This is a genomic window from Mesorhizobium humile (assembly GCF_033977215.1).
GTDB lineage: Bacteria > Pseudomonadota > Alphaproteobacteria > Rhizobiales > Rhizobiaceae > Mesorhizobium > Mesorhizobium humile.
Map to the genome: position 1 here is coordinate 213,033 of NZ_JAVIIV010000010.1, position 21,243 is coordinate 234,275.

A 21,243-nucleotide genomic window follows, 5' to 3' on the forward strand; every position below is an offset into this window, starting at 1 on the left:
CTCCTCAGACCCGCTTGCGATAGATGGTGTCGAGCCACACCGCGACGACCAGCACGGCGCCCACGACGATGCTCTGCAGCGGCGAATCGACGCCGAGCAGCACCATGCCGGACTGCAGCGACTGCATCAGAAGCGCGCCGAGCATCGCGCCGAGCACGGTTCCGGAGCCGCCGGCGAGCGAGGTGCCGCCGATGACCGCCGCGGCGATGACCAGGAGTTCGTCCAGCGTTCCGAGCACGTTTGTCGAGGAGTTCTGCCTGGCCGACGAGATCGCCGCCGCGATCGTCGCCAGCACGCCCATGATCATGAACACCTTCATGGTGATCCAGCGCGTGTTGATGCCGGCGAGGTTGGCTGCTTCCGGATTGCCGCCGATGGCAAAGACATAGCGGCCGAAGCGCGTGCGCTTGGTGACGAAGGTCATGATCAGGCCGACGGCGACGGCCATCAGCACCGGAATGGCGATGCCATGCGCGATGAACAGCCCGCCTTCGGGAACGGTGATGTTGTTGGCGGCGGCGTAGCGGTTCACGATGCCGACCGGCCAGGGATAGGAATTGGCGAGCCACACTGCGCCCAGGATGACCGCGCAGGTGACGGTGGCGAGCAGCGTCTCGGCCCAGACCGGACGCAGCGGGAAGCGGAAGCGCTTGCGCTGCACGCGGCCGTTGAAATGCATGAAGATGACCGCCAGGCAGGCGGCGATGCCGACGGCCCAGCTCCACTTGGCGCCGATCGAGCCCGCCGGGCCGCCGCCCATCAGCTGGAACGTGGCGTCGAGCGGCGCCACGGTCTGGCCGCTGGTGACCCACCAGGCAGCGCCCCGCCATACCAGCAATCCGCCCAGCGTGACGATGAAGGCCGGCACTTCGAGATAGGCGATGATGAAGCCCTGGAAGGCGCCGATGATGAGGCCGAGCGCCAGGCCGATCAGCAATGCCAGGACCCAGATCCAGGGATTGCCCAATTCAAGCCCGACGAAGCGAACCAGGAAATGCACTTGGGCAAAGCCCATGACCATGCCGATCACCCCTTCGGCCGATCCGACCGACAGGTCGATGTTGCGCATGACGATGACCAGCACCATGCCTGAGGCCATGATCGCCACGGCCGAAGTCTGAACCGACAGGTTCCACAGATTGCGCGGCGTCAGGAAGGTGCGGCTGTCGAAGTCGAGCGGATTGACGCCGAGGCGCAGGCTGGAAATCACGTGCAGCCCGACCCAGATCAGCAGCAGCGCGCCTATCATGCCGAGCATGCGGGTATCGATCTCGGTTGCCTTCAGGAACCTGGCGACAGCGCCAAGTTCCGACGCGCGCGCGGTGTCCGCCGATTGGGTAGACGTCGTATCGGTCATGATTTCCTCCCGCCGGCCTGCCCGTCTGACGCGGATGCCTGGCCAAGCCTAGAAGCTATCCGCCAGAGGCGGAAACACAAATCTTTTTGAGAAAACGCCGCGGCTTCAAAGCAATCCCAGGAAAAGTGCGTGGCGGTTGGGATCGGCGACTTCGCCGTAGCTTCCCGTCCGGGATTGCGGCAACAAGGAACTGGAGCGGTTCATCGAACCGCTCCAGGCCGCGGCGCAGGATTTTGATCGAGAGCCGGCAAACTTAGTTGCAGACCTTGACGCTGCCGGCGGCAACGCCAGCGCAAACTTCGTCCTTCTTGATCCAGCCGGCGTCGATGACGACGTTGAGATTGTCCTTGGTGATCGCGATCGGGGTCAGGAACAGCGACTTGACGGTGTTGCCGCCAGGCGTCGTGAAGTCCTTGGCGCCGGCGATGTCGCCCATCTTCTTGCCGTTGGCGAGCTGCGAGGCGATCTCGGCGGCGTTCTTGCCAAGCTCGCGCGCGTCCTTCCACACCGACACGGTCTGCGTGCCGAGCGCGATGCGGTTGAGCGCCGCGTGATCGCCGTCCTGACCCGAGACCGGAACGGTGCCGGCCAGGCCTTGCGCCGTCAGCGCCGCTACGACGCCGCCGGCGGTGCCGTCATTGGCCGCCACGACCGCGTCGACCTTGTTGTCGTTGGCGGTCAGGAACTGCTCCATGTTCTTCTGCGCGTTGGCCGGCAGCCAGCCGTCGGTATAGGCCTCGCCGACATTCTTGATCTTGCCGCTGTCGATCGCCGCCTTGAGCACTTCCATGGAGCCCGAGAACAGGAAGTCGGCGTTCGGATCGGAACCCGAGCCCTTGATGAAGACGTAGTTGCCTTCCGGCTTGGCCTTGAACACCTCGCGGGCCTGCATGCGGCCGACTTCCTTGTTGTCGAAGGTCAGGTAGAAGACGTCCTTGTTCTCGATCAGGCGGTCATAGCCGACGACCGGAATGCCTTCGTCGAGCGCCTTCTGCACCGCCGGACCGATGGCCGAGGCATCCTGAGCCAGGATGATCAGCGAATTGGCGCCCTGCGAGATCAGGCTTTCGACATCGGTCAGCTGCTTGCCCGGATTGGACTGCGCGTCGGCCGAAATATACTTGTCGCCGGCGGCCTCGATGGCTGCCTTCATCGCCGCTTCGTCGGTCTTCCAGCGCTCTTCCTGGAAATTCGACCAAGAGACGCCGATCACCTTGTCCTTCGCCTCGGCGACCGACGCCAACGTCAGCGACATGGCAACGCCCGCCAGGATGGCGGCTGCGAATTTCTTCATGATATCCTCCCTGCGCTCTGTGCGGCGCGACCCAGACTGGCCCGAAGGCCGGTAAAGAGGCTTTTTTTCGAGCCTCAAAAAAATAGTGATCCAGCAAAACGACGCTGTCAACTGCGATTCTGATGGGTTTTGATGGGTCCGAACATTTTTTTCGACACCCGCAATAAATAATGACATGGACCTTGGCTTCTGCCAGTATCCAGAAGCAATTCCAGGAAAAGTGCGCAGCGGTTTTCCGCCCGGAATTGCGTCAGAACAAAAGACAGACGGTTCGCCGTTTCCGCAAATGGTGAACCGTCTGGCGTGTCAACGCTAGGCCATGGCATCATCACAAGGCCGCGATGACCGGGGAGGACGTGCGAAGACATGTCGGTCGGAATCCGTCACGACGATTTGCGCCGGCGCAACCGCGCCATGGTGATTTCGGCCGTGCGCCGCGCCGGCCAGCCTTCGCGCACGGAGATTGCCGCCACCACCGGGCTCAGCCACTCGACCATTTCGGCGATCTCCGCCGATCTGATCCAGGAAGGCATTCTCACCGAGAGCAAGGCCAGCGAGCCGACGGCGCTGAAACGCGGCCGGCCGCAGATCGGCCTGGCGCTGAACCCCGAAGCCGCCGCGGTGCTGACCGTGGTCTTGTCGCTGAACTTCCTGTCGGTCGCCGTGATCGATTATGCCGGCCAGGTGGTCGCCGAGGAGCAGCAGCGCTTGGACACGCTTGTCATGCCCCGCGACGACTTGATCGGCGAATGCGTGGCGATCGTCCGGCGCCGGCTGCAGGATCCCGACCTCGACGTGAGCAGCGTCGCCCGCCTCGCCATGGGCATCCAGGGCATCACCGATTCCCACGCACGGGCCATGCTGTGGTCGCCGATAACGCCGCTGACCGACATTCCTTTCGCCGACATCCTCGAGCAGGAATTCGGCATCCCCGCCACCATGGAGAACGACTGCAACATGATGGCGGTGGCGCTGCAATGGCGCGACCCCGAGCGCTATCGCGACGACTTCATCGCCATCCTCCTGTCGCACGGCATCGGCATGGGTCTGGTGCTGAAGGGCGCGCTGTTCACCGGCACGCATTCCTCGGGCGGCGAATTTGGCCACATGATCCACCGCCCGGGCGGCGCGCTTTGCCGCTGCGGCCGGCGCGGCTGCGTCGAGGCCTATGCCGGCAATTACGCGATCTGGCGCAGCGCCATGAAAATGAGCGAGGACGCCGAGCCGGTCGACGTCGGCGACGCCGACATGCGAGCCCTCGCCGCCAAGGCGCGCGAGAAGGACGGCCCCGAGCGGGAGGCTTACCGTCGGGCCGGCGAGGCGCTTGGTTTCGGTCTCGGCAGCCTGTTCGCCCTCATCGACCCGGCGCCCGTGGCCATGGTCGGCGTCAGCGCGGCCGCCTTCGACCTGATCGAGCCGGCGCTAAGGGCGGCGATCGCCCAGACCGCGGGCGGCCAGCACTCGGAATCGATCTCCTTCGACACCGAGCCTAACGAGCTGCCGCTGATCCGCGAAGGCTGCGCCATGCGCGCGCTGACCTTCGTCGACCAGGAGATTTTCGCGCCGGGCATGCAGGCAAGAGCGGGCAGCGGAAAAAACGTGGCCTGAGCGGCTTTGAAGTGACCGCTGGTCGCTGAGGACAGCAGCAGACGCTTGAGATTAGCGATGGCCCCGCAGCTTCGTCATTCCAGGGCGAAGCAGGAGCGAAGCGACGCAGCGCAGACCCTGGAATCCATGCCGTTACTTCGATCGTAGGCGCAGCGGAGCAGAATTCTGCACCGCCCCGGCGCGTCGAAGTCACGGAATGGATCCTCGGGTCTGCGCTGCGTCGCTACGCTCCTTGCTCCGCCCGTGGATGACGACGCTAGAAGCGTCTCGGCTAATCACCATCGCAGATGCCGGGAGCGGAGCCCGTCAGCGCTTCCGCGCCCTATCCCTAATCCTCCCTGATCGCGTAACCCGCCCCGCGAATGGTTCGGATGACGTCGGGCATGCGGCCGTTGTTGACCGCCTTGCGCAGGCGGCCGACATGGACGTCCACCGTGCGCTCGTCGATATAGATCGTCTCGCCCCAGACATTGTCGAGCAGTTGGCTGCGCGAGAACACGCGGCCAGGATGCCGCATCATGAATTCGAGCAGGCGGAACTCGGTCGGGCCGAGCCTTATCTCGCTCTTCTTGCGGTAGACGCGATGCGACTCGCGGTCGAGCACGATGTCGCCGACCTTGAGCACGCTGGACAGCACCTCCGGCTTGGCGCGGCGCAGCAGCGCCTTGACGCGCGCCATGAATTCCGGCGTCGAGAACGGCTTGACCAGGTAGTCGTCGGCGCCGGTCGAGAGCCCGCGCACGCGGTCGCTTTCTTCGCCCCGCGCCGTCAACATGATGATCGGCAGCCGCTCGGTCTCGGGCCGCATCCTGAGGCGCCGGCAGAGCTCGATGCCGGAAACCGCCGGCACCATCCAGTCGAGCACGAGCAGGTCGGGAACGTTTTCCTGAAGGCGGATTTCGGCCTCGTCGCCGCGGGTCACCACTTCCACCTGGTAACCCTCGGATTCGAGATTGTAGCGGAGCAGCACCCCCAGCGGCTCCTCATCCTCCACCACCATGATGCGTGGCGCGATCATCGGGGTAACCTTCTCGTCAGGCCGCCGGCGCCGACATTGCCGTCTCGTCCTGCTTGGGACGGTTGGCGGGCAATTGCGTACCGGTGAGCACATAATAGGCGTTCTCGGCGATGTTGGTCACATGGTCGCCGATGCGCTCGAGATTCTTGGCGCAGAACAGAAGATGCGTGCAAGCGGTGATGTTGCGCGGATCTTCCATCATGTAGGTCAACAGCTCGCGGAAGACGGACGTGTATTTGACGTCGATGCGCTCGTCGTCGTTGCGCAGCTTGGCCAGCGCAGTGGCGTCGCCCACCATATATTCCTGGGTCACGGCCTGGACCTGGATCAGCACCAGCTGCGCCATGGAATCGATCGAATGCGTGAGGTCGCGCGGCGCGGTGCTGACGCCGACCGCGCCAACGCGCTTGGCGATGTTCTTGGCAAGATCGCCGATGCGTTCGAGATCGCCCGCCATGCGGATCGAGCCGACAACGTTGCGCAGGTCGTCCGCCATCGGCTGCCGCTTGGCGATCAGCGTGATGGCGCGGTCGTCGAGCTCGCGCTGGCGCGCGTCCATGATGGCGTCGTCGGAGACGACGCGCTGCGCCAGCGCATTGTCGGTTTCGAGCAGGGCCCTGGTCGCGCCGCCGACCATGGAGCCGGCCAGATCGCCCATGTCGTTGATGAGCCGGCTGATCTGCCTCAGATCCTCGTCGAAGGAAGCGACGGTATGTTCGGCCATGATGATGTCCTCGTATGAACTCAGCCGAAGCGGCCGGTGATGTAGTCCTGCGTGCGCTTTTCGCGCGGCGAGGTGAAGATCTTCTCGGTCCGGTCGAACTCCACCAGCTCGCCCAGATACATGAACGCCGTCTGCCTCGACACGCGCGCCGCCTGCTGCATGTTGTGGGTGACGATGACGATCGTATAGTCGGCCTGCAACTCGTCGATCAGTTCCTCGATCTTGGCGGTCGACAGCGGATCGAGCGCCGAGGCCGGCTCGTCGAGCAGGATGACCTCGGGCTTCACCGCCACGGTGCGGGCGATGCACAGGCGCTGCTGTTGGCCGCCGGAAAGGCTGAGGCCGCTGGCGTTGAGCTTGTCCTTGACCTCGTTCCACAGCGCGGCGCGCTTCAGCGCCGACTCGACGCGGCTGTCCATCTCGGCCTTGCTGATCTTCTCATACAGCCTGACGCCGAAGGCGATGTTCTCGTAGATCGACATCGGGAACGGCGTCGGCTTCTGGAACACCATGCCGATCTTGGTGCGCAGCAGGTTGAGGTCCTGCGAGCGGTCGAGGATGTTCTTGCCGTCGAGCAGTACCTGGCCCTCGGCACTCTGCTTCGGATAGAGCTCGTAGATGCGGTTGAGCACGCGCAGCAGCGTCGACTTCCCGCAGCCCGACGGGCCGATGAAGGCGGTCACGCTGCGCTCCGGCAAGGACAGGTTGATGTCCTTCAGCGCCTTCGATTGGCCATAGTAGAAATTGAGGTTCTTGACCTCGATCTTGGCCTTCTCGACGGTCGTGTCGGCTACGTTCAGGTCGGTGGACAACATCGGTTTCATCTGTCCTCTCTGCGTCCGGTCAGGCTGCGGGCGATGATGCTCAGCCCGAGAACCGTAAGGGTGATTATGAGTGCGCCCGTCCAGGCCAGCTGCTGCCATTCCTCGTAAGGGCTGAGGGCGAACTGGAAGATGGTCACCGGCAGGCTGGCCATCGGGGCATTGAGATTGCTCGACCAGAACTGGTTGTTGAGCGCGGTGAAGAGAAGCGGCGCCGTCTCGCCGGAGATGCGGGCGATCGCCAGCAGGATGCCGGTCACGATGCCGGACAGGGCCGCGCGGTAGGCGACCGAGCGGATCACCACCCAGCGTGGCGCGCCGATGGCGGTGCCCGCTTCGCGCAGCGCGTTGGGCACGAGGTTCAGCATGTCCTCGGTGGTGCGCACCACGACGGGGATCACCAGGATCGACAGCGCGACGGCGCCGGCAATCGCCGAGAAGTGCCCCATCGGCCGTACCATCAGCTCATAGACGAACAGGCCGATGATGATCGATGGCGCCGACAGCAGGATGTCGTTGATGAAGCGCACGATCGTCGTGAGCTTCGAGAAGCGCCCGTACTCGGCCATGTAGGTACCGGCCAGCACGCCGATCGGCGTGCCGACTATGATGCCGATGATGGTCATGACGATGCTGCCGTAGATGGCGTTGAGCAGGCCGCCGGCGTCGCCGGGCGGCGGCGTCATCTGCGTGAACACGGCCAGGTTCACCCCGGAGAGCCCCTTATAGAGCAGCGCCCCGAGGATCAACGCCAGCCAGGCGAGGCCGATGCCCGCCGCGACGACGCACAGCGCCATCATCACGGCGTTCTTGCGTTTGCGGCTTTGGTGAAGCGATGCGGCAGTCGACATCGGTCAGGCTCCCGTGCGGCTATCGATGCGCAACAGCATGTAGCGTGCGAGCGCGAGGATGATGAAGGTGATGATGAACAGGATCAGGCCGAGCGATACCAGCGAGGACGTATAGAGATCGCCGTCGGCCTCGGTGAATTCGTTGGCGATGGTCGCCGAGATCGTCGTGCCCGGCGCAAACAGCGAGGCGCTGATGCGGTGCGCGTTGCCGATGACGAAGGTGACGGCCATCGTCTCGCCGAGCGCGCGGCCGAGGCCGAGCATGACGCCGCCCATGATGCCGACGCGGGTATAGGGGATGGTCACGCGCCGGGTCACTTCCCAGGTCGTGCAGCCGATGCCGTAGGCCGATTCCTTCAGCACCGCCGGCACCGTGTCGAACACGTCCTTGGTGATCGAGGTGATGAAGGGCAGCACCATGATGGCGAGGATCAGCGACGAGGTCAGCAGGCCGATGCCGTAGGGCGGGCCGGCAAACAGGCTGGAGAGCCCCGGTATGCCGTGGAAAATATAGATGATGAAGGGCTGCACCGTCGTCTGCAGGAACGGCGCGAAGACGAACAGGCCCCAGATGCCGTAGATGATCGAGGGAATGCCGGCAAGCAGCTCGACCGCAATGCCGATCGGCCGCCTGAGAGGACGCGGGCAAAGCTCGGTCAGGAAGACGGCGATGCCAATGCCGATCGGCACGGCGATGAGGATGGCGATGGCCGAGGTGACGATGGTGCCGTAGATGGGCGCCAGCGCGCCGAAATTCTCGGTGACCGGGTTCCAGGATTCGGTGGTGAGGAAGGAGAAGCCGAACTTCGACAGCGCCTCCCACGAGCCGGCGACCAGCGAGATCGCGACGCCGCCGAGCAGAACCAGCACGAGGATGGCGGAAAGGCGGGTGGCCGTCCGGAAGGCCATGTCGGTGAAGGCGAAGCGGCGCACTGTCGCTTCTCTGGTCCGCAGGGCGGACGATGTCGCGGCTTCGGAAACGGCTGTCATTTACCCCCTCGCATTTCGAAAGAGACAGGAGGGCGCCCAAAGGCGCCCTCCTTATTCGCTAGGACTTACATGCCGGAGTACAGCGGCTTGCCGTTCGCGTCGACGATGTCCTTGCCCCACATCGCCTCGACACTCTTCACGACGGCGTCGGGCATCGGAACATAGTCCAGGCTGGCGGCCAGCTCGTCGCCCTTGGCGTAGGACCAGGCGAAGAACTTGAGCGCTTCGGTCGTGGCCGCGGCGTCGTCGGGCTTCTTGTAGACGAGGATCCAGGTGGCCGACGTCATCGGCCAGGATTCAGCGCCGGCCTGGTTGGCCAGGATGACGCCGTAGCCCGGCTGCGAGCTCCAGTCGGCATTGGCCGCGGCGGCCGAGAAGGCAGCGGCGGTCGGCTCGACCTTCTTGCCGTCCTTGTTGATCAGGTCGGTGTAGGTCAGCTTGTTCTGCTTGGCATAGGCGTATTCGACGTAGCCGATCGCGCCGCCGGTCTGCGAGACGTTGTTGGCGACGCCTTCGTTGCCCTTGGCGCCGATGCCCACCGGCCATTCGAGCGCGGTGTTGACGCCGACCTTCGACTTCCAGTCGGCGCTGACGTCGGCCAGGTAGTAGCTGAAGTTGAACGTGGTGCCCGAGCCGTCCGAGCGGTGCACGACGGCGATCGCCTGGTCGGGCAGCTTGGCGTCGGGGTTGAGCTTCTTGATCGCTTCGTCGTTCCAGTTGGTGATCTTGCCGGAGAAGATGTCGGCCAGCGTCGGACCGTCGAGAACCAGTTCGCCCGGCTTGATGCCCTCGAGGTTGACGACCGGAACGATGCCGCCCATCACCATCGGGAACTGCGCCAGCCCGGTGGAGTTGAGATCCTCGCCCTTCAGCGGCGCGTCGGAAGCGCCGAAGGTCACGGTCTTGGCCTTGATCTGCTTGATGCCGCCGCCGGAGCCGATCGACTGGTAGTTGAGACCGATGCCGGTCTCCTTCTTGTACGCGTCAGCCCACTTCGCATAGATCGGATAGGGGAAGGTGGCGCCGGCGCCGGAAATGTCGGCTGCCATCGCGGCGGAGATGCTAAGGGTTGATGCCGCAGCCATTGCAATCGCAACGGCCGCCGAGCGGATGAAATGTCTCATGTGGCCTGCTCCTGTTCGGAAGATGGTCTCTCGGCACCCGTTGTATCGGCGCCCGGTGAGGGCAATAGCTCTCGATTATTACAGTCGCATGACAGTTTCGTGTCAGCCCAGTAACGCCCGAACGGGGATGTCTGGAGAGGTCCGCGGCGGCCTCGCGGGACCGGCCGGAGTTTGCCGCGGGAATCAGTAACTTGTCTGACTTTTGAATCAAAAAATATCCCGGCGGCCGGGTCACGGCCGCCGGGAAATAAAATCCGGACGAGAGCGCGTTGCCTGTACGCCAGAGCGGATCATGGCCTGGCCATCGCCGAAAACAGGGTCCGTTGGGGTAGAGTCGACGCTGTTTCTTGTTGGCGGTCGCCGCTCCCGCCCGTAACTGAAAGGCGGAATCGATACGCCCATTGTCCTGGCTTGGCACATGCTTTGATATGGTGCGATCGCACCATACGTATGCGTCAATGCTCCTCGCGGGGTGCCGCCGGTCTGTCTCGCGCTTAGCCGGCGCTGCGCCGGACTTCCGCTTCGGCGCTCAGCCAGCGCTCGAGCTTTTCCAGCAGCGCGCGCGGGCTGATCGGCTTCGGCAGGTAATCGTCCATGCCGGCTTCCAGGCAGCGTTCGCGGTCGCCCTTCAGCGCATGCGCGGTAACACCGACGATCGGCACATGCGTGCCCATGTCCTCCTCGAGTCGGCGGATAGCGCCCGTCGCCTCCAGCCCGTTCATTTCCGGCATCGACACATCCATCAGGATCATGCGTGGATTGAGCTTGCTGAAGGCGTCGAGCGCCTTGCGGCCGTTGCCGACGATCTCGAATCGGTAACCGGTCTCGCCGAGTATCTGGGTGAACACCAGCTGGTTCACCTCATTGTCCTCGGCCACCAGGATGTCGAGCCCGCGCTCCGCATCGGCGGGGCGTGGACGCGCCCGCCCCGGCGGCGGCTGCAGCATGGCGCGATCCGATGCCGCCGTCGGCGCCGGCGCGGCTTGCGGGGGGCTGCCGCCGCCAACAGCGGGTTGCGCCGCGGCGCTGCTGTGGCGATGGCGCTGGATGGTCGCGACCAGCGTTTCCAGGAGGATGGAGGAGCGCGCCGGCTTGATCAGCTGCGCGTCGATGCCGAGGTCGCGATAGGCCGTGTTGGCGAGCGACTGGTCGACCGAGGTCAGCATGATGATGGGTGTATGCGCCAAGCCCGCCGTGTTGCGCACGATGCGCGCCATCTCGGCGCCGGTCATGCCGGGCATCTGGTAGTCGAGCACGACGCAGTCGACCGGCACGCCATAGGCGGCGGCGGCAATCAGCACCTTCAACCCTTCGGCGCCGCTTTCGGCCGCGCAGGAATCGAACGTCCACGACGCCATCTGCTCGCTCAGGATCGAGCGGTTGACGGCATTGTCGTCGACGACGAGCACGCGCGCGCCGGTGACGTCGATCGGCATGATGCGCTGTCCGCCCTGCTCGGCCCTGGGCAGCGTAACCGTGAACCAGAAGGTCGAACCCTTGCCTTCGGCGCTGTCGACGCCGATCTCGCCGCCCATCATCTCGACCAGCCGCGAGGTGATGGCAAGGCCAAGACCGGTCCCCTCATGCCGCCTGGTCGAGGAGGTGTCGACCTGGCTGAATTTCTCGAACACCAGCTTCAGCTTGTCTTCCGGAATGCCGATGCCGGTATCGGTCACGGAAATGGTGAGCTTCGTCCCCGCGGGGATCCGGTCGCCCGTCACATCGACCAGAACATGGCCCTCGTCGGTGAACTTCACGGCGTTGCCGAGCAGGTTGGTGACGATCTGCCTGATCCGGCCGACATCGCCGACGAACTGGCCGTCGAGCCCGGGCTGGACACGGACGATGAGCTCGAGGTCCTTCTCCTTGGCGCGCGTCGATACCAGCGTCGCCACGTCCTCGATCGCCTCGGCGAGATTGAAGGGCGCCGGGTCGAGCACCAGCTGGCCGGCATCGATCTTGGAAAAGTCGAGGATGTCGTTGATGATGGTGAGCAGCGCGTTGCCGGATTTGACGATGATGTCGGTGAACGTCTTCTGCTTCGGATCGAGGTCCGACTTTGCCAGCAGCTCTGCCATTCCAAGAACCCCATTCATCGGCGTGCGGATCTCGTGGCTCATATTGGCGAGGAACTCCGACTTGGCCCGGTCGGCAAGCACGGCGCGCCGGCGCGCCTCGCCGAGCTCGGCCTCGCGCTGCTTGAGTTCGGTGATGTCGGTGGTGGAGCCGATGAGATAGAGCGAGCCGTCCGAGGCGATCATCGCGCCCTTGCGCGCGAACTGGTGCCTGACGCTGCCGTCCGGCATCGTCACCGTCTCCTCGATCTCCTGCGTCTCGCCGGTGCGCAGCACGGCAAGGTCGCTGGCGACGAAGGCTTCGCCGTCCGCGCCGAAAATCTCGACATCGGTCTTGCCGATGGCTTCTTCCCTGCTGAAGCCGGTGAGATCGCACCAGCCCTTGTTGACGTAGAACTGCCTGAGATCCGAGCGCTTGGCGTAGATCGACACCGGCACGTTGTCGATGAGGCTGCGGAACACCTCGTTCTCGCTCATGCTCTGCCGGAGCACCTGCTCGCGCGCCTTGACGTCGGTGATGTCGGTGCTGGAGCCGACCAGATGCACGGAGCCGTCGATCGCCACCAGCCGGCTCTTGCGCGTCATCAGCTGCCGCACCGTGCCGTCGCGGTGGGTGACGGCTTCCTCGATCTCGCGCCCCGCGCCGGTCGTCACGACTTCGGTGTCGTCATTGCTGAAACCGTCCGCCTCTTCCGTCGCGAAGAGCTCGCGATCCGTCTTGCCGAACACTTCGTCCTTGGCGAGGCCGGTCAGCGCGCACCAGGCCTTGTTGACGAATTCGATGCTGAGATCGTCGGCCTTGATGAAGGCGGCCACCGGCAGCTCGTCCATCACGTGCCGGTAGAGGTCGATCTGGCGCATGGAGTCGCCCAACGCCTTCTCGCGCGTCTTGATGTCGGTGATGTCGACGCGCACGCCGATGAACGTCCCGTCGTCGGTGCGCATGTCATAGACCTGGTACCAGCGCCCGTCGGCGTTGAGGCGTTCGTAGGCGGAACTCGGCAAACGGTACCGCTTGAGCATGGCGTCAAGCCAGCGCTCGGTGTCGACGCCATACAGACCGTCGATCTCGGCGTCGCCGCTCGAGCGGAAGTAGCCGACCGAATGGCCGAGCGACAACGCCTCGCGGAATGTGCGGCCCGGCTGCCAGGCCGGCTTCAGCGCCGGCAGCGTATCCTGCAGCTTGCGGTTGGCGAAGACGAAGCGGTCGTCGCGATCGTAGATGATGACGCCCGCCGGCAGCGACTCCAGCACGATGGCAAGGTTCCTGTGCGCGTCCTCCGCTTCTGTCTCGCGCTGTTTCATGTCGGTGATGTCGACATAGGAGATCAGCCGCTTGCCGCCGGGAAGCGGCGCCAGCGAGGCGATCAGCGTGCGGCCGTCCTTGCGCGGCAACTGCCTGGATCCCGAGGTTCCAGCCCGGATTTCAGCCTCCCGCTCGGCCACATGGCTTTGCCAGGCCTGTTCCTCGCCGCCGAACGGATCGGCATCGCGGCTGGCTTCCATGAGGTCGCGAAAGCGGCTGCCGGCCGGAGCGCGCAGCGGATCGATCTTCCAGAAATCGTAGAACGCCCGGTTGACCACCTCCGCCCGCAATTCGGCATCGAGAACGATGACGCCGATCGGCATCGAATCGACCATCAGGCTCAGATTGGCAAGCGCCTCCGAAGGCCCGGCCATGTCGTGGACGTCACTGGGAAAAGCCCCGTTGCCGCTCATATCCGCCTTGTCGAAATTCCGCGCGCTGTCCGCCCCGACAGTCCCGTCCGTATCCGCCATTCCTACCCCCAAGGCCGAACCGCGCCGGTTCGTCGACGGAATGTGCCCGACAAGCATTAACGATCCGCTAACCATAATGATTGCAACCGCCTGCCCCCGGTGTCGTTGCCGCAAATTCCGGTCGCCGCCGGCTGCGGTAATCCGCCCGTTGGCGATTAAGGCAATGACGCATTATAAGGTGCCTGAGGTGTTGCTAATGTTTGGTCGGATCACGGCTTTCGTCTTGTGCCCGGTGCTGCTTGCGGCGGGCGGCTGCGTGCGCAGCGACGACGGCACGGTGATCGTACCTAGCCGGATGGATGTCAGGCGTGTGTGGGACGAGGCGCCGCCGGGAACGACCGCGTCGCGGCAAATGGCCTCGGACGTGTTTCCTCTGCCGCCAGGCCCGCCGCCGGATCCCGCTGTCCGGCGTCATTCCAGGCCCGCTTCGGCAAGGCCCTCCTACAGCCGGGATTTGCCCGGCCCGTCTTCCGGCGAGCAGCCCCCCCTGACCTGCCGGAATGTCGGCGAAACTGGCAAGCGCTACCGCGTCGTCTGCGAGTAAATTTGCCTGGTCAACATAGCCGGGCGCCTATGCCGCAAGGCAGGGAACGGCGGCCCGATCAATTCGCGGGAAGAAGGCCGGCCCGACCACGCGCACCGGCTTCGCGTCTGTCGGGACGAGGGCCTCCGACTAATGCATGTCGCGCAAAAGTGACCTCGGTTTTGCGGCAACGACATGCATCAAACAAAGGACCTAAAGCGCGTCGCCTGAATCCGTTTCAGCGCGACGCGCTTTAGGTCGGCGATGGCCAAACCCGCGGCGCGATCACGGATCACTGATGAAACCTTTGATGGGCGACAGGCGTTGTTGGCGTTGATGTGAGCCGCGCTGCGCGGAGGAGACTGAAGATGTCCATCCACTTCACCGTCTCTGGCCTGACCAGGAACCTGATCCATTCGCTTGGGCTGGATCATGAGCAGGCGCCGAGACCCCTTACCCCCGAACAAAGCCTTCTCTTGGATTGTTACCTTGCCGGGCAGATCCCGGACTCCGCCTGGAACGATTACGTCTTCGAGATGCCGGAACTGGAAAAGCACGCCCAGATTCGGCGCGCACGCGGTTTGACCTGAAAGCAATTACAGGAAAGGTGTGAGCGGTTAATGCATGTCGCGCAAAAGTGACCTCGGTTTTGCGGCAACGACATGCATCAAACAAAGGACCTAAAGCATGTCGCGTTTAATTGGTCTCATATCCGGCAGCTTTGAAGAAGTTTCGGCACTGTAGCGGGTCGAACAGGTCGCATATGTCCTTGAGAGCGTTGCATAAGGCGTCGAAGGATCGCGCGGCCTTCTTTCTGAGCAGCGCCTTGAGTTTCGAGAAGGCCATTTCGATTGGATTGAGATCGGGCGAGTAGGCCGGCAGCGGCAGCAACCAGGCACCGCGCTGGCGCACCAGTTCGGCCGCCCGCTCGCTCTTGTGGAAGGCGACATTGTCGAGGATGACGACGTCGCCCGGTTTGAGTTCGGGGGCAAGCTGGGTCTCGACATAGAGTTCGAAACGCGCCTTGTTCATCGGCGCATCGACGATCCAAGGCGCGATCATGGCGTGGCATCTCAAGCCGGCGATGAAGGTCTGCGTCTTCCAGCCGCCGAATGGTGCGGATGTTCGGTAACGTTCGCTCTTGGGCGCCCAGCCGGTTCGCTTGGTCAGCCGTGTGTTGGTCGAGGTCTCGTCAATGAAGACGAGGCGCATCAAGGCCTTGTCGAAGAACGGTTTGCGCCGCTCGGTCCAATGCTCGCGCGCCTGCCGGATGTCGGGACGCTGGTGCTCGCTCGCCCAGAGTGTCTTTTTTGTGACTGAGGCCCAGCCGGTGAAGCAGACGGGCCACATTCGACCGATGCACCGTAACGCCGCGCCCGTCCAGCTCCACGCACAGTTCGTCGAGCGTCAGATCGCCATTCTCGGCCATCCGCTGGCACACGAAATCGGCGTGAGCGGCCAGCTTGCCGCCGCCAGTGCCATGGCCTTGCCGGCGCGGCTCAAGCGAACCCCTCTCGGCGCGCAGCTTCATCAGATCGTTCACGAACTTCGGCGAAACCCGGAAATGACGCGACGCCTCACGGTTGCTGTTGCCCTCATCCACAAACGCCGCAACACGCTTACGCAACGCCATCGGTAACGGCTTGCCCATCACGGTTCTCCCTTCCACCGCAATGAATCATCAAACCGTCTTTCAGGGAATCCCGAATCCTTTAAAGGGCGACGTGCTTTTAAAGCGCGTCGCCTGAATCCGTTTCAGCGCGACGCGCTTTAGGCTCGGCGCCTTCGCCGCAGCCTATCGTCCGGAATTGCGTTGGAACAAATAGTCAAGCCTGCTGCTACTTCTTCGGCGAGTTGAACTGCAACGTGAAGACGTTTCCGGCAACGCCTTGCGCCAGCGACGGCGAAAAGCTGAGCGGCAGGCAATCGTTCAGGGCCTTGGTCGCCGCATCGACATAGGCCTTGCGCGCCTTGTCGTCGCCGCCGACATGGATGGCGGTCGTCCTCGGCGGCCCGATCAGCGTGCCGTCGCGCTTGAAGCTGAAGCTGAGCGTGACCGAGGAATTGTCGGAATTGGCCGGCGGTGTCCAGCAGGCGAGCAAGGCGCCGCCGACCTCGTTCATGCTGTTGAGCGACGCGGCGGCCGATGGAAAGGGCGCAATCGACAGCGTGACCGCCATCACCAAGGATCTTGCCATGTTCATCGCGGGTTCCTCGTTGCCATCGCTCAACCGCCTGGCGGCATCGTACGATCCATGACGAGGATGACAACAGGATTTCAGCCTGCCCGTCGGCGCCGCAATCATACTGTCGTGATTGCGGCGCGATGGCCGGAAAAGCAAAAGGCCGGCACGGAGCCGACCTTTCCCTTGCCTCGTCATGGCGCCAGTACATCCGTGGTCGCGGCGAGGACTGCGACCAGTAGACAGGCCTTAGGTAAACGAAACCTTAACCCCGAAGGACTGTTACGCCCTGGCCTGCGATTTCACATGCGCGATGTAGCCGCGCACGTCGCCGGCGGGTTCGGCGTAAGCCTTGCCGAGCTTCTTCTCCAGCGCCGCCATGTATTCCTTCGCCCATTTGGGCAGCGCGTAGTCGATGACCGCCAGGAATTCGAGCGTTGCCGCCAGCCTTATATCGGCGATCGACGGGTTGTTGCCGCCGATGAACGGCTTGCCGTCGCGAAAGAAAGAGTGAAACACCTCGAGCGGCTCGGCGATCGCGGCCATTGCCGCCTTCTGCGCTTCCGATTTCTTGTCGGGGTGGGCGTCGCTGTGACCGACCTCGCCGGCATATTGCGGGAAGCCGAGCGCCGGGTAGGTCGCGCGCGCGACGTAAGGGTAAAGCGTGCCGACCAGATAGAACATGGCGCTGTCGACCATCGCCCGCTTGGCCGGCGCCTTGGGATAGAACTTATCCAGCCCGTGCTTGTTGGCGAGGTACTGCATGATGGCACAGCTTTCCCACAGCACGCCGCGCGGCAGGCCCTTGTCCTCGATCATCGGCGTCAGATGCGCCGGATTGCGCGCCAGGAACTCGGGCGAACGCGTATGGCCCCAGGCATCGGTCTCCGCCGGATCGAGCCCGGCCGCGCGCGCGAACACCCGCACGGTCATGTTGTTGACGCTCGGCCTCAGCATGCTGAGTTTTACACCCGGCTTCTTAGCCGGCTTCACTTTGGCCTTAGGCGCGGCCGTTGCCGTCGCTTTAGGCGCGGCTTTTGCCGTCACTTTAGGCGCGGCCTTTGCCGTCACCTTCGCGGCCGCCTTGGCCGCGGGTTTCTTTGCACTCTTCGTTGCAGCTTTTGCCATGTCGGTCCTCCCTCTGGCCCGGTTAATAAGGATTTTTTGCCGCCCTGTTTTCCGACAGGGTTTCGCGTGACCGCTCGACCAGCGCCTGGATGGCGTCGGCCAGGTGCAGTTCGGCGATGTTGTAGTCGCCGCGCGCCACGCGGATCTTGTGCGCCTCCATCAGCACGTCGGCATGGGTGAAGCCGGCCGGCGGGTCGAAGCGGTAGGAGGCGAGCTCGATCAACAGTCCCAGCGGATCCTCGAAATAGATCGAGTCCATGAAACCGCGATCCTTGACGCCGCTGTGCTTGATGCCGCGCTCGTCGAGCCGCGCGACCGCCTGCAGGAAGGTGACCCGCGACACCGAGAACGCGATGTGGTGGACGCAGCCGATATCGGTCGGTGTCCGCCGCCTGACCGGGGTCCGGCTCTCGTCGGTGAAGACGGTGATCAGCCGCCCGTCGCCCGGATCGAAATAGAGATGGCTTTCGCTCGCCTTGTCGAGATTGGGCTGCTCGAAGATGAAAGGCATGCCGAGCACGCCCTCCCAGAAGTCGATCGAGGTCTGGCGCCCGGCACCGACCAGCGTGATGTGATGAACGCCTTGCGACTGCAGCTTTTGCATTGGCTCCTCCCGCCTGCTCCCGCGCCTTGCCGGCTGGCGGATTTCCAAGGGCCTGGCCGCGCTCGGACCAGCCCTAGGCACGCGACCGCCGCCCGGTTCTCGTCGCGCCCCGAATTCCGCATCTTGTCGGATCGCGGCCGGAGCGTCGATGAGGGGATGCTAATTCAATCCGAGGCGTTGCGCCAGAAGCGCTGACGCTTCACGGGATAGGCGCGGGCGTCTCGGCCCCTCAGGTCGGGATCCAGGGCACGGTCCTGCCGGTATCACTCGGAACACCTCCGATTCCGGCCGATAGATGAGGCGAAATGGCACCCAGGGGTACTTCCAGGATGTGCGCGATTGCCTTGAGGGTCTTGGTGGAGGCCGTCTTTCCGGAGCGCTCTATCTGCGACAGCATGCTCGGGGTTATTCCGGCCTGGGCGGCGAGCTGCCTTCCGCTCAGGCCGCGCAGGACCCTGACGGCGCGAACCGGGTTCTCGCCGGCGGCGATCCTGTCGAGGACGCGCTTGGGCAAAGGACTGTTGGGGGCAGGCTCGTCAAGCTCGCTCACACCCGCCATCGCGGTCCGCTTGAGCATGCGGAACTGGGATTCCGGCAGCACGACCATGCGCTCTTTCGAGCCCGGGTGCCTGATGAATTGGACGTTTAGCTTCATGGCAACCTTCGACCTACCTTCTTGGACGAGGAAGGGATATCTGCCGAAAGTCAGGGGCGACGATGACGAAAGTCATATTCGTTTGCGGCCGGTTCGGGCTTACGTCAAAGTGGACTGCCGCGCCCCGCGGTTGTTTTTGCGAGAACGAATGATCGATATCGGCACAGAATTACTGCCGGCCGCGCAAGCGGAAGTCATCGGGCTTGCTGTTTTGCGGGCCGACAGGACAGTTCAGCAAAAAGTGGGGCGCTTGGTCGAGTGGCTCCCCGCCCTTGGGGCGGACTGCTGCCTGTGCACGCTGCTGGTCGGCATGGAGGCCGAGATGGCGGCCTTGTCCGAGGGACGCCGCGACCTGATCGCCTTGTCGGGCGTGCGGGCCGAATTGCCGGGGCTGGACCGCCCCGTCACCGCTGTGATCCTGTGGAATGGCGATCGATCGCACTACGTCGTGATCGCGATGCCGGACTTCACGGCGCGCCAGGCCGAGATCATGTTCGAAAGCGAGCGGCGCGCCCGACGCTTGATGGAGCAGCAGCTCGAAGCCGCCAATTCCGAGGTGCGCTTCGCGACGCTCGCCCGCACCCGCCTTCGCCTGGCGCGCGACCTCCACGACACGCTCGTGCATTCGATCATCGCGTTGCTGACGCAGATCCGGTTGACGCGGCATTTCCTGGCGACCGATCCAGCCCGCGTTGCGGACGGGCTCGCGATTGCCGAGGAAGCCGCGATAGCCGGCCTGGCGCGGGCGCGCGACGCCATCGCCCGGCTCAGGATGCCCGACGACCTCGAACCGGGTTCGGATATCGAGAAGATGCTGTCGGACTTCGCGCAGCAGACCGGCATCGAGGTCTCCACGCAAATCGATGACGGAGCTCGCCCCGGGCTGCAGGATCACGAGACGACGATTCGGCGCATCGTCGGCGAGGCGTTGCGTAACGTCGAGGCGCATGCGAAGGCGCGACGGGTCCGGTTCGACGCGGTCGTGGAGAGAACCGAAGCTGGCGGAAGGCTCATTGTCGATGTCCGCGACGACGGACGCGGCTTTGACGGGACCGTTCCCAAACAGGGGCATTTCGGGCTGATTGGAATGGCCGAATTCGCCGAGCTCGCGGGGGGACAATGCGCGGTGGAAAGCGCGCCGGGGGCGGGTACGCTGGTTAGGACATCCCTGCCCCTGACCGTGTCGGCGACGAACGAACGGCCCAGCAGCGGCGAGCGTATGGCCAGATGACCGATCCGCACCTCAAACCCGAAAGGATACGCGTGCTGATCGCCGAGGATCAGACATTGATCCGGGAAGGCCTTGCCACGCTGCTTGCCCAGCAAAACGACGATTTCGAGATCGTTGGCGCCGCCGCCGACGGCGAGCAGGCGATCGAGTTCGCGCGTCGGTACCGTCCGGACGTCGTCCTGATGGACCTGCAGATGCCGCGCGCCGACGGCGTCACGGCAACCCAGCGTATCCTGCGCGAATTTCCGGGAACCGGCATCGTCGTCCTGACCACGTTCGAGACCAACGACCTGATCTTCGAGGCTGTCAGCGCCGGAGCCAAGGCATATCTGCTGAAGGACTCCAGGATCGACGAGATCGCGGCGACGATCCGAACCGTAGCGAACGGCCAATCCGCGCTTTCACCCGGTGTCGCCGCGAAAATCCTCGAGGAATTCAAGCGATTGCGTCCGCGCCACGCCCCGGCGAGCGCGCCGGCGCGCGGCGACCTCACAGCGCGCGAGAACGAAATCCTCAAACTGATCGTCGAAGGCAAGAGCAATGGCGAAATCGGCGCCCAACTGCATTTGGCCGAGGGTACGATAAAGAACTACGTCAGCACGATCCTGGAGAAGTGCGGGGCCAAGAACCGGACCGAACTGGCCATCAAAACGATAGGCTGAGCGATCTCGCGGGTTAACGCCCGTCCGGCACGGCAGGGCCGTCGATTGCTCAGAAAGGCCCGAGGCTCGGGGTTTAGGGAAAGCCACGGGGAAGTCTGGTTGCCTGAGTTCCTGTTCTTGGCGGCAGGTCGGGGAAGACGACGCTGGTGCCTCGCTGAGGCCCTCGACGGCTATTTCCTTGCCTGATTGCGAGCTTCGATTTCACGAAGCGCCAGTATGGTCAGGACCATCTCGGCGCTGCCAACCGACGGTCGCGGCGCGAGCAGGCGCACGAGTGCGTTGAGCCGCTCGGTATCCATTTCGGCCAAATGGCCTTTGACGGTCCGCATGGTATCGTCGAGCTTCGTCAGCAATTCCGCAACGATCGTCATGTCCGAAGCCTTGCCCATGGTTCGCGGGCGATTTTGTTAGAGGCGGAACGCTGTGCTGAAGATTTCCGCTGATCGGCCGAGAGGGCTTGCGGATTGAGAAACGACGCAGTCTGGAGCGAGATCGAGGCGGCCGGACCAGGGTCCGGCCGCCTCGAATGATTCTACTATTTTCTCGCGAGCAGGTCGCGGATTTCGGTCAGAAGCTGCACATCGGCAGGCGGCGGCGCGGCGGCAGGGGCCGGCTT

Annotated in this window: 21 protein-coding genes and 1 pseudogene; 5 read left to right on the forward strand and 17 right to left on the reverse strand. The window is 64.0% G+C overall.

The genetic code is table 11. The features are described from left to right. Positions 1 to 4: 4 nt before the first annotated feature. Together RFM52_RS17320 and xylF are read right to left on the reverse strand one after the other, a co-directional pair. Positions 5 to 1,357: a sugar ABC transporter permease gene (locus tag RFM52_RS17320; RefSeq protein ID WP_320296569.1), complete on the reverse strand. Its 1,353-nt coding sequence runs from the start codon at positions 1,355 to 1,357 to the stop codon at positions 5 to 7. A 253-nt stretch (positions 1,358 to 1,610) separates the two neighbouring features. After that, positions 1,611 to 2,651: a D-xylose ABC transporter substrate-binding protein gene (xylF, locus tag RFM52_RS17325; protein WP_320296568.1), complete on the reverse strand. Its 1,041-nt coding sequence runs from the start codon at positions 2,649 to 2,651 to the stop codon at positions 1,611 to 1,613. Positions 2,652 to 3,017: 366 nt separating this feature from the next. On the opposite strand from xylF, the gene RFM52_RS17330 reads away from it, so the two are divergent. Further along, entirely contained in the window at positions 3,018 to 4,259 is a 1,242-nt protein-coding gene (locus RFM52_RS17330) for an ROK family protein (protein ID WP_320296567.1), read from the forward strand. A gap of 328 nt (positions 4,260 to 4,587) precedes the next feature. Here the strand turns inward: RFM52_RS17330 and phoB are convergent, their stop codons facing one another. The 7 genes from phoB to RFM52_RS17365 all read right to left on the reverse strand — a co-directional run bounded on the left by phoB (position 4,588) and on the right by RFM52_RS17365 (position 13,641). Beyond that, positions 4,588 to 5,277: a phosphate regulon transcriptional regulator PhoB gene (gene phoB / locus RFM52_RS17335; protein WP_010911896.1), complete on the reverse strand. Its 690-nt coding sequence runs from the start codon at positions 5,275 to 5,277 to the stop codon at positions 4,588 to 4,590. A gap of 16 nt (positions 5,278 to 5,293) precedes the next feature. After that, the gene (gene phoU, locus RFM52_RS17340; protein ID WP_320296566.1) at positions 5,294 to 6,001 is read right to left on the reverse strand and encodes a phosphate signaling complex protein PhoU; all 708 of its coding nucleotides are present in this window, start codon (positions 5,999 to 6,001) and stop codon (positions 5,294 to 5,296) included. Positions 6,002 to 6,021: 20 nt separating this feature from the next. Continuing rightward, positions 6,022 to 6,825 (reverse strand): phosphate ABC transporter ATP-binding protein PstB, encoded by an 804-nt coding sequence (pstB, locus tag RFM52_RS17345; RefSeq protein WP_320296565.1) that lies wholly within the window; start codon positions 6,823 to 6,825, stop codon positions 6,022 to 6,024. After that, positions 6,822 to 7,673, reverse strand: coding sequence for a phosphate ABC transporter permease PstA (gene pstA / locus RFM52_RS17350; protein WP_320296564.1), 852 nt, complete (start codon positions 7,671 to 7,673; stop codon positions 6,822 to 6,824). Before pstA ends, pstB begins: the two co-directional genes overlap by 4 nt. 3 nt (positions 7,674 to 7,676) lie before the next feature. Next, on the reverse strand, positions 7,677 to 8,663 hold the full coding sequence (pstC, locus tag RFM52_RS17355) for a phosphate ABC transporter permease subunit PstC (protein ID WP_320296563.1): 987 nt from the start codon (positions 8,661 to 8,663) through the stop codon (positions 7,677 to 7,679). A 65-nt stretch (positions 8,664 to 8,728) separates the two neighbouring features. Continuing rightward, positions 8,729 to 9,787, reverse strand: a complete 1,059-nt coding sequence (pstS, locus tag RFM52_RS17360; protein ID WP_320296562.1) for a phosphate ABC transporter substrate-binding protein PstS — start codon at positions 9,785 to 9,787, stop codon at positions 8,729 to 8,731. Positions 9,788 to 10,281: 494 nt separating this feature from the next. Further along, positions 10,282 to 13,641 carry a response regulator gene (locus RFM52_RS17365; RefSeq protein ID WP_320296561.1) on the reverse strand — a complete coding sequence of 1,120 codons (3,360 nt, stop codon included), beginning with the start codon at positions 13,639 to 13,641 and terminating at the stop codon, positions 10,282 to 10,284. 196 nt (positions 13,642 to 13,837) lie between these two features. Between RFM52_RS17365 and RFM52_RS17370 the strand changes: the two genes are divergently transcribed. Next, a complete protein-coding gene (locus tag RFM52_RS17370) occupies positions 13,838 to 14,185 on the forward strand; it encodes a hypothetical protein (protein ID WP_320296560.1) in 348 nt (115 codons plus the stop codon). A 347-nt stretch (positions 14,186 to 14,532) separates the two neighbouring features. Then, on the forward strand, positions 14,533 to 14,754 hold the full coding sequence (locus RFM52_RS17375) for a hypothetical protein (RefSeq protein ID WP_320296559.1): 222 nt from the start codon (positions 14,533 to 14,535) through the stop codon (positions 14,752 to 14,754). Positions 14,755 to 14,860: 106 nt separating this feature from the next. Here RFM52_RS17375 and RFM52_RS17380 read toward each other — a convergent pair whose 3' ends face one another. From RFM52_RS17380 to RFM52_RS17405, 6 genes are all read right to left on the reverse strand, one after another. Further along, positions 14,861 to 15,436 carry an IS630 family transposase gene (locus tag RFM52_RS17380; RefSeq protein ID WP_320296773.1) on the reverse strand — a complete coding sequence of 192 codons (576 nt, stop codon included), beginning with the start codon at positions 15,434 to 15,436 and terminating at the stop codon, positions 14,861 to 14,863. Then, positions 15,357 to 15,815, reverse strand: coding sequence for a COG3415 family protein (locus tag RFM52_RS17385; RefSeq protein WP_320296558.1), 459 nt, complete (start codon positions 15,813 to 15,815; stop codon positions 15,357 to 15,359). Before RFM52_RS17385 ends, RFM52_RS17380 begins: the two co-directional genes overlap by 80 nt. Positions 15,816 to 16,002: 187 nt before the next feature. Beyond that, positions 16,003 to 16,362, reverse strand: a complete 360-nt coding sequence (locus tag RFM52_RS17390; RefSeq protein ID WP_320296772.1) for a hypothetical protein — start codon at positions 16,360 to 16,362, stop codon at positions 16,003 to 16,005. Between the two features lie 267 nt (positions 16,363 to 16,629). Beyond that, positions 16,630 to 17,475 (reverse strand): glutathione S-transferase family protein, encoded by an 846-nt coding sequence (locus RFM52_RS17395; RefSeq protein WP_320296557.1) that lies wholly within the window; start codon positions 17,473 to 17,475, stop codon positions 16,630 to 16,632. Between the two features lie 22 nt (positions 17,476 to 17,497). Further along, positions 17,498 to 18,079: a VOC family protein gene (locus RFM52_RS17400; protein WP_320296556.1), complete on the reverse strand. Its 582-nt coding sequence runs from the start codon at positions 18,077 to 18,079 to the stop codon at positions 17,498 to 17,500. A 229-nt stretch (positions 18,080 to 18,308) separates the two neighbouring features. Beyond that, positions 18,309 to 18,686, reverse strand: coding sequence for a helix-turn-helix domain-containing protein (locus RFM52_RS17405; protein WP_320296555.1), 378 nt, complete (start codon positions 18,684 to 18,686; stop codon positions 18,309 to 18,311). 196 nt (positions 18,687 to 18,882) lie between these two features. Here RFM52_RS17405 and RFM52_RS17410 point away from each other — a divergent pair, with 196 nt between their 5' ends. Both RFM52_RS17410 and RFM52_RS17415 read left to right on the forward strand, forming a co-directional pair. After that, the gene (locus tag RFM52_RS17410; protein ID WP_320296554.1) at positions 18,883 to 19,965 is read left to right on the forward strand and encodes a sensor histidine kinase; all 1,083 of its coding nucleotides are present in this window, start codon (positions 18,883 to 18,885) and stop codon (positions 19,963 to 19,965) included. Further along, entirely contained in the window at positions 19,962 to 20,627 is a 666-nt protein-coding gene (locus tag RFM52_RS17415; protein WP_320296553.1) for a response regulator transcription factor, read from the forward strand. The genes RFM52_RS17410 and RFM52_RS17415 overlap by 4 nt, the downstream gene beginning before the upstream one ends. Before the next feature lie 170 nt (positions 20,628 to 20,797). Here the strand turns inward: RFM52_RS17415 and RFM52_RS17420 are convergent, their stop codons facing one another. Both RFM52_RS17420 and mscL read right to left on the reverse strand, forming a co-directional pair. After that, positions 20,798 to 20,998 (reverse strand): hypothetical protein, encoded by a 201-nt coding sequence (locus RFM52_RS17420; protein WP_320296552.1) that lies wholly within the window; start codon positions 20,996 to 20,998, stop codon positions 20,798 to 20,800. A 164-nt stretch (positions 20,999 to 21,162) separates the two neighbouring features. Beyond that, a pseudogene (gene mscL, locus RFM52_RS17425) lies at positions 21,163 to 21,243 on the reverse strand (large conductance mechanosensitive channel protein MscL); the annotation flags it as partial.

What these genes read in the sequence shown, in the direction of transcription:
- RFM52_RS17385 (WP_320296558.1), bottom strand. Translation starts at nt 15,815, where the DNA reads ATGGGCAAGCCGTTACCGATGGCGTTGCGTAAGCGTGTTGCGGCGTTT.
- RFM52_RS17365 (WP_320296561.1), bottom strand. Translation starts at nt 13,641, where the DNA reads ATGGCGGATACGGACGGGACTGTCGGGGCGGACAGCGCGCGGAATTTC.
- RFM52_RS17415 (WP_320296553.1), top strand. Translation starts at nt 19,962, where the DNA reads ATGACCGATCCGCACCTCAAACCCGAAAGGATACGCGTGCTGATCGCC.
- phoB (WP_010911896.1), bottom strand. Translation starts at nt 5,277, where the DNA reads ATGATCGCGCCACGCATCATGGTGGTGGAGGATGAGGAGCCGCTGGGG.
- RFM52_RS17330 (WP_320296567.1), top strand. Translation starts at nt 3,018, where the DNA reads ATGTCGGTCGGAATCCGTCACGACGATTTGCGCCGGCGCAACCGCGCC.
- RFM52_RS17420 (WP_320296552.1), bottom strand. Translation starts at nt 20,998, where the DNA reads ATGACGATCGTTGCGGAATTGCTGACGAAGCTCGACGATACCATGCGG.
- pstA (WP_320296564.1), bottom strand. Translation starts at nt 7,673, where the DNA reads ATGTCGACTGCCGCATCGCTTCACCAAAGCCGCAAACGCAAGAACGCC.
- pstC (WP_320296563.1), bottom strand. Translation starts at nt 8,663, where the DNA reads ATGACAGCCGTTTCCGAAGCCGCGACATCGTCCGCCCTGCGGACCAGA.
- pstB (WP_320296565.1), bottom strand. Translation starts at nt 6,825, where the DNA reads ATGAAACCGATGTTGTCCACCGACCTGAACGTAGCCGACACGACCGTC.
- RFM52_RS17410 (WP_320296554.1), top strand. Translation starts at nt 18,883, where the DNA reads ATGATCGATATCGGCACAGAATTACTGCCGGCCGCGCAAGCGGAAGTC.
- phoU (WP_320296566.1), bottom strand. Translation starts at nt 6,001, where the DNA reads ATGGCCGAACATACCGTCGCTTCCTTCGACGAGGATCTGAGGCAGATC.
- RFM52_RS17405 (WP_320296555.1), bottom strand. Translation starts at nt 18,686, where the DNA reads ATGGTCGTGCTGCCGGAATCCCAGTTCCGCATGCTCAAGCGGACCGCG.
- RFM52_RS17370 (WP_320296560.1), top strand. Translation starts at nt 13,838, where the DNA reads ATGTTTGGTCGGATCACGGCTTTCGTCTTGTGCCCGGTGCTGCTTGCG.
- RFM52_RS17395 (WP_320296557.1), bottom strand. Translation starts at nt 17,475, where the DNA reads ATGGCAAAAGCTGCAACGAAGAGTGCAAAGAAACCCGCGGCCAAGGCG.
- pstS (WP_320296562.1), bottom strand. Translation starts at nt 9,787, where the DNA reads ATGAGACATTTCATCCGCTCGGCGGCCGTTGCGATTGCAATGGCTGCG.
- RFM52_RS17375 (WP_320296559.1), top strand. Translation starts at nt 14,533, where the DNA reads ATGTCCATCCACTTCACCGTCTCTGGCCTGACCAGGAACCTGATCCAT.
- xylF (WP_320296568.1), bottom strand. Translation starts at nt 2,651, where the DNA reads ATGAAGAAATTCGCAGCCGCCATCCTGGCGGGCGTTGCCATGTCGCTG.
- RFM52_RS17320 (WP_320296569.1), bottom strand. Translation starts at nt 1,357, where the DNA reads ATGACCGATACGACGTCTACCCAATCGGCGGACACCGCGCGCGCGTCG.
- RFM52_RS17400 (WP_320296556.1), bottom strand. Translation starts at nt 18,079, where the DNA reads ATGCAAAAGCTGCAGTCGCAAGGCGTTCATCACATCACGCTGGTCGGT.
- RFM52_RS17390 (WP_320296772.1), bottom strand. Translation starts at nt 16,362, where the DNA reads ATGGCAAGATCCTTGGTGATGGCGGTCACGCTGTCGATTGCGCCCTTT.